The 16,011-nt window shown below is 32.3% G+C and carries 17 protein-coding genes; 4 read left to right on the top strand and 13 right to left on the bottom strand.

Translation table 11 applies throughout. The features are described 5' to 3' along the window. Positions 1 to 10: 10 nt before the first annotated feature. The 3 genes from ACCQ40_RS02930 to ACCQ40_RS02920 are packed head-to-tail and all read right to left on the bottom strand — an operon-like array spanning position 11 to position 2,830. Complete coding sequence (locus ACCQ40_RS02930) at positions 11 to 703, bottom strand: hypothetical protein (protein WP_410032553.1); 693 nt, start codon at positions 701 to 703, stop codon at positions 11 to 13. After that, positions 700 to 1,701: an LTA glycolipid anchor biosynthesis glycosyltransferase, IagA/BgsA family gene (locus ACCQ40_RS02925; protein WP_410032552.1), complete on the bottom strand. Its 1,002-nt coding sequence runs from the start codon at positions 1,699 to 1,701 to the stop codon at positions 700 to 702. The genes ACCQ40_RS02930 and ACCQ40_RS02925 overlap by 4 nt, the downstream gene beginning before the upstream one ends. Next, positions 1,670 to 2,830 carry a glycosyltransferase gene (locus ACCQ40_RS02920; protein WP_394019133.1) on the bottom strand — a complete coding sequence of 387 codons (1,161 nt, stop codon included), beginning with the start codon at positions 2,828 to 2,830 and terminating at the stop codon, positions 1,670 to 1,672. Before ACCQ40_RS02920 ends, ACCQ40_RS02925 begins: the two co-directional genes overlap by 32 nt. A gap of 102 nt (positions 2,831 to 2,932) precedes the next feature. Between ACCQ40_RS02920 and ACCQ40_RS02915 the strand changes: the two genes are divergently transcribed. Beyond that, positions 2,933 to 3,283, top strand: a complete 351-nt coding sequence (locus ACCQ40_RS02915; protein WP_394010987.1) for an SdpI family protein — start codon at positions 2,933 to 2,935, stop codon at positions 3,281 to 3,283. A 47-nt stretch (positions 3,284 to 3,330) separates the two neighbouring features. Here the strand turns inward: ACCQ40_RS02915 and ACCQ40_RS02910 are convergent, their stop codons facing one another. From ACCQ40_RS02910 to ACCQ40_RS02900, 3 genes are all read right to left on the bottom strand, one after another. Continuing rightward, the gene (locus tag ACCQ40_RS02910; protein WP_410032550.1) at positions 3,331 to 4,926 is read right to left on the bottom strand and encodes a hypothetical protein; all 1,596 of its coding nucleotides are present in this window, start codon (positions 4,924 to 4,926) and stop codon (positions 3,331 to 3,333) included. Position 4,927: 1 nt separating this feature from the next. Continuing rightward, a complete protein-coding gene (locus tag ACCQ40_RS02905; RefSeq protein WP_410032548.1) occupies positions 4,928 to 5,629 on the bottom strand; it encodes an ABC transporter ATP-binding protein in 702 nt (233 codons plus the stop codon). Between the two features lie 115 nt (positions 5,630 to 5,744). After that, a complete protein-coding gene (locus ACCQ40_RS02900) occupies positions 5,745 to 6,395 on the bottom strand; it encodes an HAD family hydrolase (RefSeq protein WP_394019139.1) in 651 nt (216 codons plus the stop codon). 185 nt (positions 6,396 to 6,580) lie between these two features. On the opposite strand from ACCQ40_RS02900, the gene ACCQ40_RS02895 reads away from it, so the two are divergent. Further along, complete coding sequence (locus ACCQ40_RS02895; protein ID WP_410032547.1) at positions 6,581 to 8,026, top strand: nicotinate phosphoribosyltransferase; 1,446 nt, start codon at positions 6,581 to 6,583, stop codon at positions 8,024 to 8,026. After that, entirely contained in the window at positions 8,023 to 8,763 is a 741-nt protein-coding gene (locus ACCQ40_RS02890) for an SDR family NAD(P)-dependent oxidoreductase (RefSeq protein ID WP_410032546.1), read from the top strand. Before ACCQ40_RS02895 ends, ACCQ40_RS02890 begins: the two co-directional genes overlap by 4 nt. Before the next feature lie 45 nt (positions 8,764 to 8,808). On the opposite strand, the gene ACCQ40_RS02885 is transcribed toward ACCQ40_RS02890, so the two are convergent. The 6 genes from ACCQ40_RS02885 to ACCQ40_RS02860 all read right to left on the bottom strand — a co-directional run bounded on the left by ACCQ40_RS02885 (position 8,809) and on the right by ACCQ40_RS02860 (position 14,373). Continuing rightward, positions 8,809 to 9,753: a type I phosphomannose isomerase catalytic subunit gene (locus ACCQ40_RS02885; RefSeq protein ID WP_410032545.1), complete on the bottom strand. Its 945-nt coding sequence runs from the start codon at positions 9,751 to 9,753 to the stop codon at positions 8,809 to 8,811. Between the two features lie 9 nt (positions 9,754 to 9,762). Further along, complete coding sequence (locus tag ACCQ40_RS02880) at positions 9,763 to 10,623, bottom strand: D-alanyl-D-alanine carboxypeptidase family protein (RefSeq protein ID WP_410032544.1); 861 nt, start codon at positions 10,621 to 10,623, stop codon at positions 9,763 to 9,765. A 97-nt stretch (positions 10,624 to 10,720) separates the two neighbouring features. Then, the gene (locus tag ACCQ40_RS02875; protein ID WP_394010979.1) at positions 10,721 to 11,110 is read right to left on the bottom strand and encodes an FMN-binding protein; all 390 of its coding nucleotides are present in this window, start codon (positions 11,108 to 11,110) and stop codon (positions 10,721 to 10,723) included. 118 nt (positions 11,111 to 11,228) lie between these two features. Further along, entirely contained in the window at positions 11,229 to 11,702 is a 474-nt protein-coding gene (locus ACCQ40_RS02870) for a hypothetical protein (RefSeq protein WP_394019151.1), read from the bottom strand. Positions 11,703 to 11,719: 17 nt separating this feature from the next. Further along, a complete protein-coding gene (radA, locus tag ACCQ40_RS02865; protein ID WP_410032542.1) occupies positions 11,720 to 13,084 on the bottom strand; it encodes a DNA repair protein RadA in 1,365 nt (454 codons plus the stop codon). Next, complete coding sequence (locus tag ACCQ40_RS02860) at positions 13,084 to 14,373, bottom strand: glutamate-cysteine ligase family protein (protein WP_410032541.1); 1,290 nt, start codon at positions 14,371 to 14,373, stop codon at positions 13,084 to 13,086. The genes radA and ACCQ40_RS02860 overlap by 1 nt, the downstream gene beginning before the upstream one ends. Positions 14,374 to 14,485: 112 nt before the next feature. On the opposite strand from ACCQ40_RS02860, the gene ACCQ40_RS02855 reads away from it, so the two are divergent. After that, the gene (locus ACCQ40_RS02855) at positions 14,486 to 14,941 is read left to right on the top strand and encodes a methylated-DNA--[protein]-cysteine S-methyltransferase (protein WP_410032540.1); all 456 of its coding nucleotides are present in this window, start codon (positions 14,486 to 14,488) and stop codon (positions 14,939 to 14,941) included. A 37-nt stretch (positions 14,942 to 14,978) separates the two neighbouring features. On the opposite strand, the gene ACCQ40_RS02850 is transcribed toward ACCQ40_RS02855, so the two are convergent. Further along, a complete protein-coding gene (locus ACCQ40_RS02850; protein WP_410023982.1) occupies positions 14,979 to 15,596 on the bottom strand; it encodes a Type 1 glutamine amidotransferase-like domain-containing protein in 618 nt (205 codons plus the stop codon). Positions 15,597 to 16,011 lie beyond the last annotated feature (415 nt).

Raw genomic sequence — 16,011 nt, 5'->3', positions numbered from 1 at the left:
TAAACAAGTCTTATAAGTAGTCCTTGGCCCAATAAGATTTTAAAGTACGGACTATCCAAAGAATGGTATTTACCATCACTACTGCTAAAAATAACATACCCAATAGTAAAAACGCTGCCATGGTTGCATCATTTTTTATCAATCTTGGTGGTAGGAAATTATATAAAAAGGCTGATATAAAGAAAAAGGCCATCCATTTTAAAGCAGTTTTTAAATTTTCGTTAAAATCTGGAAAAATCAATTGCTTTTTACCATAGCGTTTTTCAAAATCATCTCGTTTCTTTCTTAGTATTTCCCTATCATTTTTATCTGCCTGATCAATAATAGCCGCATAATAATGGTCCATATCTTCATTGGTGGTGGCATATTTTAATAGAGTCCTTGCTTCATCATCACTGTAATTTTTTCTTAAAATTTTACTTGTAATGGCTGCCTTTGATTTGTAGGTCCTGCGATTTTCTCTTAGAGTTCTTAATTTTTCTACATCATTAATATTAGCCAAAAGCTTTTCAGTTTCCACCTCATATTTTCTTTGGTATTTTAAAAGATTGGTAAAGATAAATACAAAGACCAAAATTACTAGCATTTGTGCAATTAATACTCCTATGTCCTTAAAACCGAGTATGGTAGCAAGTCCCATAAACAAAGCTGGTATTAGGATGGTAATTATAGTTAATCCCAAAAATTTTAATATTGATCTCATAGTTTCATTACCTTTTCATAACATTCTACTAGGCGCTTACCGGTGTTTACTATAGATTTTTCATTAGCTTTTTTGTAGCCTTCTTCTTTTAGAGAAGGCAAATCATCTTCTAATATGCCCTTTATTTTTCTTTCAAAATTTTCATTTGTCTTACCCTTATAAATATTTACTCCATCTACATAGCCATCTTCAAAAATTTCTATATCTCTAATTAAAATATCTGCCTTAGTAGCTAGGGCTTCTAAAAGAACAATGCCTTCAGTTTCCTCACGGGTTAAAAAAACATATAAATCTGACCCGCTATAGGCTTCCCTTACTCCTTCGCTTGATATATATCCTGGAAAATGTAAATTTTTAGGAGCCTTGTCAATTAATTTTCTTATATCGGCAGGCATTACTGCAGGATTTAACTTTCCAAACCAGACAAATTCGTACTCAGGCATTTTTTCTGCTAGGTAAACAAAGTTATCTATGCCCTTTCTTTTTATAGGCAGGCCTACAGAAATAATTGATTTTTTATTTTTATCTAGGCCATACTTTTCATAAAAATTTGCCCTATCATTTGGTTTTTCTTGCCAAAAATCTAGGTCAATCCCATTTGAAACTACTTCTATTTCTGGTTTTAGCTTATAGGTTTCTAGGATTTTTTTAGAATATTCTGTCGGTGTTAGAATTAAATCTCCCTTGTTATAGCAATGCTCTAACCATTTTTTAAAGGCCGGTGCTAATTGATTTGAAAAAGCAAAGGAATTTTTAAAGTCTTCTTTGGTGGAGTGTCCGTGGTAGACAACTTTTTTGCCCGCTCTTTTTGCCTTATCAGCAAAGGCGACTGATTTTGGAAAAACTGTATTGATATGAACAATATCAAAATCTTCTCTCTCATCTAGGGTAAAATCGCAACCCACAAGAGATAAGGCCTTGATTTGGTGATCAATGGCCTTACCTACTCCACTTTCTTTAACTGTTTCATAATCTTTTGTATATAAAAGGACTTTCATAGGCATACTCATTTATTGCTTTGCTATAGAGATTTTCGCACTTAGATCCAAAACTTTCCACAGAAAAGTTTTCTAGGGCATATTCTCTAGCATTTTCTTCTAATTCTTTTTGATACTCTGGATTGTCTAATATTTTATAAATATAGGTCTTAAATTCCTCAAAATTATTAAATCTAAAACCGTTAAAGCCATTTTCTAAAACTCCATCTAGCGAGTTATCATCGCGACAAACAGCCACTAAACCATTTGAAAGTGCTTCATAATAAGTAAGCCCTTGGGTTTCTGATGTTGATGATGTGGTAAAAATGTCTGCTGCCTGGTAATATTTATTTACCTCACTTGGATCTACCATGCCTACAAAGTTTGCCTTTGCTTTTTCTTTTTCATTATATGAAACCAGTTTATCATAATATGGGCCGCCCCCAACTATAAATAATTCTATATTGCTATCTGCTAGCCTATGGTGGAAGTCAATAATCTCTTCGATATTTTTCTCCTCTCCCAAACGACCTAAGTACAGTAATATCTTTTTATCCTTAGGCAGGTCTAGCTCAGTTCGTAAATCCTCATTATATAAGTCTGCTATATGAACTCCTGTTGGAATAACTGCAATTTTTTCTCTTTTTATCTTATAAGACTCCAAGATATCAGCAGTTTTTTCTGTTGGAGCAATTATATAATCGCACATATCAGAAAAGTTTTTGCTAAAGGTAGCTACAATTTTAACTCCAGCACTCTTATTTCTTATAAAATAATGGGTGTAATCTTCATACACAGTGTGGTAGGTATGGACTAGGGGGATATTTAAAATTTTTGATAAAGTTTTTGCCATAACAAAGGTAGAAAATTCGCACTGGCTATGGATAATATCCGGCTCCCATTTTCTAATATTTCTAAGGTGGGTCTTTGCCAAAATATTTGTTATACGAGCTTGCGGATAGATTTTCTTTGCAGATAGAGATCCTATGTAATACACTCCCTCGGTTTGATAACTAGAAATAGTGTTTGAAAGTGTAAGAACTCTTACCTCATGGCCCTGGCTTTCTAAATATTCTTTTAAATTTAGGACTGAACGCACCACCCCATTTACAACAGGATAATACCAGTCACTTGTTATAAGTATTTTCATAAATTCCTCTGCTATTACTATATTAGCTAAAAATCATTTTTACAATTTATCTTTAATAATCTCGATATCTTAGTATAGTTAAATAAGAAAACGAGGTGAAATATGGGACCCCTAATAGCAACTGACATTATGCTTTTTATATTTAGCATTTATATCGGCATATTTTTTAAGCACTTTCATAGTGGCTACCCAGAAATGAGGGTAGGCTTTCACTTATGGGAAGTTTGTTACAATAAGGAAACTTGGGAATATGGCAACAAATTTGCCGGCAACCTTTCAATTATTCTAGGTATTATTTTATTTGCAATTATTTATCCAATCTGCCTATACCTAGAACTAAAAAGATCTTATATGACAGGATTAATAATTATATTAGCCATACTTTTCCTTTTACTTTTATTTTTTATAGTAAAGTTAAGAATGCGCAAAAAGTTTAATCTTAAAGATGAATGATTACAAAAATCACAGAGTGTAAAAAATAAGACAGCAAATTTGCCGTCTTATTTTTTTATTTTAAAAGTGTTTTTACCTAGAACTTTTACTAGAATATGAAATATTATTACTAAAACAAATAAGATTATACTTATTATTTCAAGGATAAAGAGCGGATCCTTATCTACCTTTGCCATAATTAGAGGGATAAAAATATTTAAATAACCTAATAATGAAACCCAAAACTGGTATATATAACCAACCATGGCCGCTTCGTGGTTAAAGGGTTGAAATAGATAGTATATAGCTATGTTGTAGGCTACATAAAATAAATAAGTTACAAAAATAAATATCCCACCCACAGCTAACATTTTAAGGTCAAAACTTTCAAATAATAAATATGCTAAGCCTAGGTAAATAAGTCCTACTAAAAGTCCAAAAATATTTATTTTAAGCAAGGACTTATACCTTAGCTTATACATAGTAGATACTGCTTCTTTTTCCTTATAAAAGCTATATTGAAGTAAGGGTCTATCACAGTTTAGGAAAAAGGCTCTATTAACATTAGAATTATTAAATAAGATGCTAGCAAATATTGGCAAGGTATATATGATAATGTTATTTACGCCAAAGTTACTATCAAAATCTTTATAAACAAATTTAACTGTAAGTAAAGCTACTAAGACAAGAGCAAATAAAATGCCATCCTTTTTATAAATAGGTTTTATAAGTAACCTCTTATGCCTTGCAAAAAATAGTTTATTTAAAAGATTATAGCCATGGGCATTTTTAGCTGCACTAGTATCTACATCACTATCCTTTAGAGCTAAACTATCATTGGCAATTTGTTCAAAATCCAAATTTCTATCTAAATCTTCTGTTCTAGCCACTTCTAATAACTTGCCATAGTCATCAAAATTTAAAAGGTATTTGATAGCAAAAATAGAAATGCTAAGACTAAGTACAAAAAATATCAATAAAACATTTGTATCAAAACTTTTAAATCTCATAAGTATAGCAAAAAGTATGATAAATAGGCCTAAATTTACCCACCACTTATCTGCATATATTTTTTCTTTATTTTGTGAAAATTTGAGTGTTATGGCATTTGAAATAATTCTTACAAAGGCAAGGCTAAGGCTTATTAAAAAACTATTTTTAGATCCAAAAAATATTGTAAAGGCAACAGCCCTTCCAACCCCTATCCTAAGAGGATTAAATACTGCATGAATAAGTCCGCTTTCCTTAGCTAGCATCCTGTACTGCCTATTTAGCTTGTGGATTTCTGCCTTATTACCAACGACATCATTTGCTAGCATTGAAATACTCAAATAAAAACTTAAAAATGCTAAATTTGATCTTCCCAATTCAAAAAACTCTGTGAACATATTTTCTGGAAATTTCCAGGTCATTTGCACTAGCCATAAAAAGGCACCTGTCCAAACTAAAGCTATAAAAAATGAAAATATACTTTTGAAAATTTGTCCAATAATACTAAATATAGGTCCTAGGGCAAAAACAAATTTTTTAAAGCCATAACCTTTATACTTATCTCCCGTATATTTACCAAGTAAAGGTAATTTATGAAAAAAATGGATGATGTAATTGATATCACTAGCAAGCCTAGTATTTTCTATAATCCTATATTTCTTATAATAATCCATCCTAGGCCTCCGTTTGTAAAAGAGTTATAATCTTATCTTCAAAGTCTGGATTATTTTTAATTTCCCTATCCACTTCTTCTATCTGACCCTTATGTAATAAAACTATCTCATCTGATATGTCTTTTGCTAAGTCCAAAATGTGAGTTGAAAAAATTATAATGTGGTCATATTTTATAGATTTTATTAGATCTTTCATTTCTTTTTGCACTACTACATCAAGAGAATTTAACGGTTCATCCATTAAAATTACCCTTGGTTTTAAGATAAGAAACATCATCATCTGAATTTTATTTCTCATACCTGTAGAGTATCCTTGGATTAACCTGTCCTTATCTTCTTCATCAAATTTTACTAGGTCAAAATAATAGTCAGGGTCATGGAGGTCTACTATTCTTTCCTTATTTACATCTATAAAAAATTTTATAAATTCTCTGGCTGTTAGAAATCTTGGTAGCTCAGGCTCAGCTAGCATGAAAAATACATCCTTACTTTCAAGGTTTATTTTTTCACCATTTTCTAGTAAATAAACTTCCCCGCTATCTTTTTTAAGTTCTTTTGCAATTAAAGAAAAAAGAGTAGTCTTTCCTGCACCATTTCTTCCCAAAAGAGCATAGATAATCCCTTGGTCAAAAGTGGCGTCTAAGTCAGTTAAGACACTCTTTTCTTCAAACTTTTTTGATAAATTTTCTATAACTAGTTGCATCTTTTACTCCTCGCCTTTATATTTCCCCATAAGGATATCAAAGAAGGTTAAGATTAACTAGCGTAATTGATATTTTTTAATATTATATAAAATATAAATAATAAGTTCCTTTAAACTATATTCTTTTTATGCTTGTTATCTCCCTAGGACTATCAATAATCACATCAGGATTTTCTTTTTCTAGTACTTCTCTTTTCCTAAAACCCCAAGAGCAACCGACTGTAAAAATACTTGCATTTCTCCCGCATTTCATATCTACTTCGCTATCCCCAAAGTATAAAATATCTGAAAAAGGAACATCAAAATGATTTGCAATTATCATAATGCCTTCTGGTGATGGCTTTCTTTTATAGTCTTCTCTGTATCCTAAGATATAATCAAAATATTTTTCTCCAAAAATTGATTTTAAAACTCTGTTGCTAGTTTCATCAGGTTTGTTGGAAAAGGCTGCTATAATTTCTCCATTTTCTTTTAAAGTATCTAGGGCTTTTTTGATTCCTTCAAAGGGCTTAGTTAGATAGAGGGGATCATTATCATAGGCTTCATTGTACCTATTATAAATTTCTTCTTTTAAAATCTCATCTCCACTGAAGCCTACATAATCCAAAGTTTTACCTATCAAAACCCTAGGACCATTACCTACAAACTCTAGTACTTTTTCTCTAGGAATGGCTCCCAGCTCATACTTTTTTAAAGTTTCATTAAGGTGAAAACTTATGGAATCGATAGTATTTAAAAGCGTACCATCTATATCAAATATATACATTTTACCTGCCTTTCTTATACTTATTCTCTTACTTAACCTTTACCCTAAAATAAAAATTTAATATAAATTTGCATAAAATACCTAAAAACGGGCATAATTATAGGTAAGAATATTTTGCAAATGATTGCAATTTTGTCCCATTGTATATACAATGGAGTAAGAAAAGAAATTGAAAAGAGGGTTTTATGAGTAATATTAGAAATTTATCTATGCTCAGTGATTTTTACGAATTTACCATGGCAAATGCCTATTTTAACCATGGTATGAAAGACACTATAGCAGTTTTTGATGCGTTTTATAGGTCAAATCCAGATGAAGGCGGATATTCTATCTTTGCTGGACTTAATGATGTTATTGACTTTATAGAAAATCTCCACTTTACAGATGAAGATATAACTTATTTAAAAGAAGTGGGAAATTTTTCTGAGGACTTTTTAGAATATTTACGCGACTTTAAATTTACGGGAGACGTGTGGGCCTTTCCTGAAGGATCAGTTATGTTTCCAAATGAGCCAATTATCACTGTAAGAGCTCCTATTATTCAATGTTCTATTATAGAAACTTACTTACTTTTATCAATGAACTTTAACTCATTGATCGCTACAAAGACAAGTAGAATTGTAAAAGCAGCTGGCGATAGGCTAGTAATGGAATTTGGTGCCCGCCGTGCCCAAGGAGCAGATGCATCTTTAACAGGTGCTAGAGCAGCATTTATAGCTGGTGCTCCAGTATCAAGTAATACACTTTCTGCACAAACTTACGGCTTTAAACCATCTGGTACTATGGCTCACGCTTGGATTCAAGCTTTTGATAGTGAGTATGAAGCCTTTAAAATTTATGCAGAAACATATCCAGAAAACTGCACACTTTTAATCGATACCTACGATACTATTAATAGCGGATTACCAAATGCTATGAGAGTATTTAAGGAAGTTTTAGAGCCAAAAGGAATTACTGGTGGCGTAAGAATAGACTCTGGAGACCTTGCCTACTTATCAAAAGAAGTAAGAAAAATCCTAGATGAAAATGGATTTACCGAAACAAAAATAGTAGCAAGTAACTCCCTAGATGAGTTTAAAATAAATTCATTAACTGCCCAAGGAGCAAAAATAGATGCCTTTGGTATAGGTGAAAGACTTATAACAAGTAAGTCTGACCCAGTATTTGGTGGCGTTTATAAACTAGTAGGCATTTATGAAGATGATGAGCTAAAAGCCCGTATCAAAGTTTCAGAAAATGTAGAGAAAATTACAACACCAGGCTTTAAAAAAGTTTACAGATTATATGATAAAAATACTGGCAAGGCTGAGGCTGATTATATCACCCTACGTGAAGAAGAAGTTGATGAGAGCAAACCGCTAGTAATCTTTGACCCATTATTTACTTGGAAGATGAAAAAAATGGACAACTACGAAGCTCGCCTTATGCAAGTACCTATTTTTGAAGACGGAAAACTAGTTTATGAGCAACCAAGCATTGATGAAATTCATGATTATTGCAAAAAAGAACTAGATAGTATCTGGGATGAGGTAAAAAGATTTGACCAACCTCATGATTACTATGTCGACCTTTCTCAAGACTTATGGAATCTAAAACAAAACTTAATTCTAGAAGCTAAAAGAGGTCTATGATTGCAATAATAACTGGGGCAAGTTCTGGCATAGGTAGAGAATTTGCCTACCAAATTGATAATTTAGATTATGATGAAATTTGGTTAATAGCGCGTAGATACGAGCGCCTAGTAGAAGTTAAAAATAATTTAAAAACTAAAACAAAAATCCTTGCCCTAGATTTATTAGACGAGGAAAGTTTTTTAAAAATATCAAATGAACTTGATTTTTCAAAGGCTAAGGTCGGACTTTTAGTAAATGCTGCTGGCATTGGCTATAACGATTATTTTGAAAATCTAAGTTTAGAAAAAAGTAAAAGAACAATTGACCTAAATATCCTAGCTGCCACCCAGATGATAAAAGTACTCTTGCCCTTTCTGGCAAAAAATTCTGTAATCATTAACGTGGCATCAGTGGCAGGATTTATTCCCCAACCTAAGTTTGCAACTTATGCAGCAAGTAAATCTTATTTAATAAGTCTATCTCGTGCCTTAAACCGTGAATTTAGGAATAGGAAAATCCATCTAGCAGCCCTTTGCCCTAATCCTGTTAATACAGAATTTGGTGCAAATAATAATAGCGGCATTAAAAAATATGCGACAGAGGATATAAATAAGCTTGTTGCAAAAACCTTAAAGCAAGCTAAATACAAGGACATAATAACTGTCCATCCATCTGCAAGATTTATGTTAGTAATCTCAAAAATTATCCCCCATTCTTTTATAATGTGGTTTGAGAAAATCTTTGGTTTGTATTAATGACTAGCAAAATAAAATATACAATAAAAAAGAGCCTTATGGCTCTTATTTTTTTGCTATATTTGATTCAATTATTGTAAGTTCTCCGTAAAACTCGTAGGTGGATACTTCATTTGTTAGGATAAAAAAGTCTCCTTTTTTGATGTTATATTCTTCTCCATCTACTTTTAAAACTCCGACCCCTTCTACAACTGATTCTAGCAAGTAGTCACTAGTTCTTACAAGGTTTGTGCGGCCACTTATTTCTAGTTTTCTTACTTCAAAAAATTCATTGCTTGTTAGTGTAGTTGTTTTTAGATTACCAGTTTCTTCTATTTCTCTTTCATCACTTACTTCATTTAATTTTATAGCCTCAATAGATTTTTCTATATGAAGTTCACGCAAGTTTCCTTCTTTATCTGGTCTATCATAATCATAAAGTCTATATGTTACATCACTTGCCTGTTGTATCTCTAAAATGAGGCATCCTTTTTTGATAGCATGGACTGTGCCTGCTGGGACAAAGAAAAAGTCTCCTTTATTTGCTGGTACTTCTTTTAAAACATCATCCCATGCTTTATTTTCAATTTTTTCTACCGCTTCTTTTTTACCATTTGCATTTAGCCCATAAATAATTGATGCAGGATTTTCGTTTAGGATATACCAACACTCGGTTTTACCCCTAGAGTTTTCAAGTTTTTGACCCATTTCATCATCTGGGTGAACTTGAATGGATAGGTCATCTGTGGCATCAATTATTTTTACTAAAAGTGGAAAAGATTCTTCTTCTGATTCGCCAAATAATTGCTTGTGCTCTTTGTAAACGTCATTTAATTTTTCTCCTGCAAACTCTCCATTTATAACTACAGAACTCGCATCATCCATGCCGGATATGGCCCAGTATTCTCCAACATTTGTAGAATCTATATCATAGCCAAATTCTTCTTTTAACCTAGATCCACCCCAAACCTTATCTACAAAGTCTCCTTGTAATATCAAAACTTTTTGCATATTTTCTCCTTAAAGTCTATTTAATATATCTAATGTATCTCTTACTTGCCCATCACCTGGATTGTCTATATCATCGTATGGAGCTCCTAGAGTAACTATAATATATTCTTTGCCATTTTTTACAGAAAGTGTTGCCCAACAAAGGCCCGCCTTATCAGTTGTACCACTTTTTCCACCAATTATTTCAAATCCTTCTTGATTATAGTCTTTTAGCTTATCAAAAACAGTACTAGTCATATATAATCCTTCCGGATGATTATCATTGGGCTGGCTTAGATAATCTTTTTTTGTAAATATGGCTCTAAAATTGCCATCATCTAGGGCATATTTTAGAAGCATAGCTATATCTTTAGCAGATGCATAATGACCGATATCATCCATTCCATCTGCATTTTGAAAGTGAGTATTTTTTAGCTCAATTTCTTTAGCTTTTTCATTCATAAGAGCTACGAATTCTAAAACAGATCCTGAAATATTTATAGCAATAGAGTCAGCTGCCTCACCACCTGATGGCAACATGGCCCCATAAAGTAAGTCACGATAGGTAGTCATCTCACCACCAAAAAATCCTGCCATAGATGCATTTTCTGTTACCAGTCTTTGATAACTTTCTACATCGACTGGCGCTATTTCTCCCAAATCATTTATTTTTTCAAGCCCGACTAAAACTGTCATTAACTTTGTAAGAGAGGCCATAGGCAATTTTTCATCTTCATTTTTACCAGTTACCTTTCTATCATCAGTTAGATTGTAAACATAAACTGCTTTTGAGTTGTATTCATAAACTTCGCGATTCTGATACCTTAGTACTAAAAACAAACCTATTATGACAATAGGAATTACTAATAAACCATATGATTTCTTCTTCATAAAACCCTCTGTAAATTTTTGTCATAACCACTATACATTTCAAAAAGATTTTTAACAAAGAAAAACCACCCCGTGGGGTGGTTAATTTAAAAATAAATTATTTTGCGTTTTTGATTGCTTCATCAACTGCTGATTTGAAAGCTTCAGATGTTACTGTTGCTCCTGAAACATTGTCAACGCCTTCTGTTCCATTTGCTTCAATAATTGCATCTGTTAATTCTGGAATAGCTTTAGCTCCAACATCTTCTGTTTCTGTGTGTTCTGTATCGATTGATTCAATAACACCATCTTCTCCGAAGTTAACTTTTACATTGATGTCTCCACCGTAACCTGCAGCTGTTGCTTCACCAACTGATGGTGCTGCTTGGTCTGCTGGTACTGTTTCTGCGTTATCTGTAGTATTTTCTGCTGTATCTGCATTGTTTCCACAAGCTGCAAATGTAAACGCCATAGCTGCTACTAGGGCAAATTTATTTAAGTTTTTCATAAAACTCTCCTTATATATGTACGCCATTTTTTGGCAATTTATGCAATATATATTGCATTTATGTTTTGTATATCTATTATATCACAATTTTTGATAAAATCAAGATTAACAATATTTTTTACTTAGCAGTATTAATATCGATATTACCTTGGCTATCTGTTTTAAAATTAGTCTCTTTGACTTTCCCAGTTCTCGCGTTAAACAAGTATTGTTTACCATTTTGATTTATAAAGTAGTAGTACCTTTCCTCGCTAAAGGGATTAAGGGAGCTTACCTTTTCACTACTATTAGGCATGAGAAGAAAGCCAGACCCATAATTTTTATCTATAACCTTATAAGCATGCTCGGTTGTATACTTAGGAACGGATATAAAATATAGGGCAAAAATTATAGTTCCTATTAAATACTTAGGGAATTTTGGGGGATGTTTTAAGTAATAATCTATAGCTAGAACTATAAAAATAGGCACCATAAAAAATAAAACATTCCTATTTTTAGCAAAAAATGTGTTGTTTGTATAAGATAACAACATCCAAGATATAAAGAAAAATGAATAATTACCCCTATCATCGTTTTTCAACCAATCTTTCATAAACTCCCCCTTAGAAATCATCTAAAACAATCATCAATTACTTGCCTAATATTTGCTCTTTGTATGACCTTTATACCGGTAAACTCACTTTCATCAATAGAATTTCTAGCTACAAAGCACTTTTTATAGCCAAGACGCTCTAGTTCTTTGATGCGTTGTTTGATTTGCGGTACTTTTTTAAGCTCTCCTGTAAGACCTACTTCTGCAATAAATACTGTTTTATCATCTATAGGTTTTTTTAGCAGGGAAGATGCTATAGACATCATTATAGCAAGGTTTACCGATGGCTCGGATAATTTGAGACCACCTGTTGTTTTTATAATTACATTGTAGTCAAAAAGATTAAGTCCTGCTCGCTCTTGTAATATTGAAATTAGGGTATTTAAATCATCTTTTCTTAGCGAATCCCCTATCCTTTGTGGATATGGCAAAAATGATTTGCTAACTAAGGATTCGATTTCTACTTCTAAAAGCCTAGATCCTTCCTTGGTAACAGATATGGCTGACCCTTCAATTTCATTTTCACGGGCAGTGATGAAATATTCGCTAGGATTAGATATTTCTATTAGTCCATCCTCTGTCATTGAAAATAGGCCGATTTCACCCGTACGACCAAATCTATTTTTTGTTGATGTTAAAACCCTTAGGTCCTCATCACTTTCTCCATCTAAAACTAAAACTGTATCTACCAAGTGCTCTAGGGTACGAAGTCCTGCCATTTCGTTGGCCTTAGTCATATGGCCAATCATAATAATGGCACGTTTTTTATATTCATCTTTTGCAATTTCTACGGCCTTATTAGCTACTTCTATAGTTTGAGTAGGACTTCCTGCCTTGTTATCAAACTCTGCTAGGGTAAAAGTTTGGATAGAATCTAGAAAAACCACATCTGGGTCTATATTTTTTATTTCATTTACTGCACTATCCATGGAATTTGTGGAAAGTATCCAAACATTTTCTGGTAAATTTTCCATAATTCTATCAGCACGTGATTTGATTTGGCTTTCTGATTCTTCTCCAGATACATAAAGAACTTTTAATCCCTCATCTGCATAGGCTTTTGATAATTGGAGGAGGAGGGTAGATTTACCTGCCCCAGGTCTTGCAGTTAAAATTGTTACACTATCTCTTACCAGTCCTCCACCAACTGCTCGGTCAAATTCATCAAAGGTAGATTTTATTCTTTCCGATTCATTTATTTTTATACTATTAAGTTTTTTTGCAGCCTTTTCATCTACAACTACATTAGCTTTGTTTTTGCTTTCTTTTACTGTTACTTCGACTAAAGAGCCCCACTTACCACATTCTGGGCACTTGCCTGCCCATAGAGGTTGGGTGTGGCCGCAGTTAGTACATTCAAAAGCTTTTTTTATTTTTGCCACTAGTTTTCCTTTACAAATTTATTTACAGAATATTGGTAAATAGCATCCTTTGGATTTTCTTTGTATAAAGCTTCATAAATATCTCTTGGAGTTTGATCTTTTTTAAGAAGCTCTTCTAAAGGATCGATATACTCACGATCTTCCTTTATCATTTCTGTAACTAATAGCATCCATTCAGAGATTTTCTTATCTTTATATACAGTATCTACACCTTGCATTACTGCTTTATCTTTTAACTTTTGTGATTTCTCATAGGTCATATCAGCAAATAAATCATATAAGAAGTCCAAAACTTCTTTGTCATAGAACATATTTTTGATAAGAGCTACTGCTGCAAAATTGTATGGATATGGAACATTATCAGGCATTCTTACTTCTATGTATTTTTTAACCCTTACATCAGGAAATACTATAGAAAGAGCATGGTTAATCGTATCTAGATTCATCTCTTCATCATCAAATATCTCTTCAAAAGGAGTATTGGCAGTATAAATATCCTTTCCATCTTTATGAATAAATATACTATCAGTAGCTAATATTTTTTCTGCGTATTTTTTATAAGATAAGTCACTATCAAAGGCAAAATCATAAATACCAGAACGTTTTTTATCACAATTATCCCAAATAGTTTGGCGGAGGTTGTGTTTTGGATAAACTTCTCCCTCAAATATATAAGCATTGTCAAAAATACTATATAAAAATGTAGAAACAGCATTGGCCACAAAGAATTTTTTCTTAAAATCTTCTTCATCTTTATAGTCAATTGCTACTTGTAAAGACCCAGATCCTTTCATCATATTGTATGGACTAGAACCACCAAAATCTTTAAAGTATTGGGACATATATTTGTAGCGTTCTTTAGGTATAAACGGCAATTGCTCTATTTTTGTTTTAGGTTGGTAACCAACTTGAGCTAATAGTTGATTTTTTTTATCAAAAACAGGAATAAGCTTGCCCATCACCTCTATGTAAGCAGTATGTAACTGATCAATAGTTTTTTTAGCATCAAGGGCTACTTCAAATTGAGCAGCAGGCTCTATGGAAATTGCAAAATTATCTGCAGTAAGTCCCATTATGTTATCATCTTCATAAGAAGCTTCGTAGCCCATTTTTTCAATCTCTTCTAAAGAATCACGAACTCCACCTTCTTCTCCATAGGTAAGAGTCTCCATAGTATCAGCATTTATAACAAAATGTTCAACTTCAAAACCAACTTTGAAGTCATCCACACTTTTTTCTCCAGATTCTATGTATCCGGCAATAGCTTCAATTTTTTTATCGTAGTTCATAATTACCTCGATTCTTGAATTTTATTTATGATTATTATACATTAAAATTTAAAAATTTTAATTTTTTTACCTATTATTATGAGATTTTACCCATATATATTAAAATTAAATTATGAAGACTGCATTTTATCAAACAGATGTAGGTATTATTAAAATTACCTACCAAGAAAAAATATCAAAAATTGAGCTAGTCGCTGGCATAGATGATAAAGATGAAAAAAATGAAATCACAGATAAGGTTATAGGTGAGCTAAAGGAGTACTTAAAAGGAACTAGAAAAAATTTTACTATCTATGATTTCATACTTTTAGAGGGAACAGATTTTCAAAAAAAGGTATGGCAAGAACTTTTAAACATCTCCTATGGACAAACTAGAACTTATAAAGAAATAGCAAGAGAAATAAATAATGAAAAAGCGACAAGAGCTGTCGCAATCGCTATTGGCAAAAATCCTTTGATGATAATCATCCCCTGCCACAGGGTTATTGGCAGTGATGGGAAGCTGCGTGGTTATGCTTATGGGCTTGATGTAAAGAAAAAATTACTTGCCCTTGAAGATAATAATTAAATTACAACCAAAAAAGCAGGAAATCCTGCTTTTAAAACTAATCACCAAAATCTATTCCATACTCATTTTCCTTAAGATGACTTATGCTACTCTTATTATTTATAACCCATATTGGTAGAGTATCTGCATAGGTCTTGTGAATTTTTTCTGCAGCTTCTTCAAAGGGTTCCTCACCCCAGTGTGGGAGCGGATAAAATTCTACTAAGTTTAGGGCCGTTGTTGATTTTAATTCAGGAGCAGCTTTTGGGTCGTCCATGTATTTTATATATTCTATATTTGGACTAGCAATAATTGATCCTGCTGATTCGCCCACATAGACCATGCCCTTATCTACTCTTTCTTTGATTAATTCCAATAAGTTTTTCTTTTTTAATTCTTGGAGCAAATAAAAAGTATTACCTCCTGATACATATAAAATCTCGGTATCACTTATAATTTCCTTGGCATCACTTTGCTCTAGCTTGTTTACTTTTAGGTCTTTTATTTCAAATCCTTTTTTTATAAAATATTCACGTGCGTCATCTACATACTGGGTGTATGGCGAAACTTCTGCCGCAGTTGCTACAAATGTTATTTCTCTTGCTTGATATTTTTCAATAAATCTCTCAAATCCATTTTTTGCCCCAACTAGGGATGATGATAAAAATATGTTCATTTAATCTCCTTACTTATATATAGAAATTTTCTTGACCATTTCCCGATATTTTCCTTCTTAGCAAAATTACAATAAATAAATCCAAAAATATTTCTATTATTATACACACAAAAATTGTGCGATGTATAGAATATCCTTGTAATATATATTGACACAAGGTAGGTAAGTCCATTTACTATTTTATATTTAATCCTAAAACTTGTTGCCGAAAATCTGCAGGGTGTATAAATTATCAATAGTATCGTATAAAGTACGATGACATTTATATAAAAGTTTACATTAGCTATGTATGGTTAATAGTCTATTGTGTTAGAAATTGACCTGACATGCACGATTGTAATATGATAATTAATATTGATATGCCAAGGATTACTAGGTTTATTTGTCTTTAATTTTCTATGTTTTTTATTTTTCC

Origin of the sequence: Anaerococcus cruorum, from assembly GCF_046365495.1 — a bacterium.
GTDB lineage: Bacteria > Bacillota > Clostridia > Tissierellales > Peptoniphilaceae > Anaerococcus > Anaerococcus cruorum.
The sequence above is the reverse complement of the archived record's forward strand: the minus strand, read 5'-3'. Positions and strand labels throughout refer to the sequence as shown.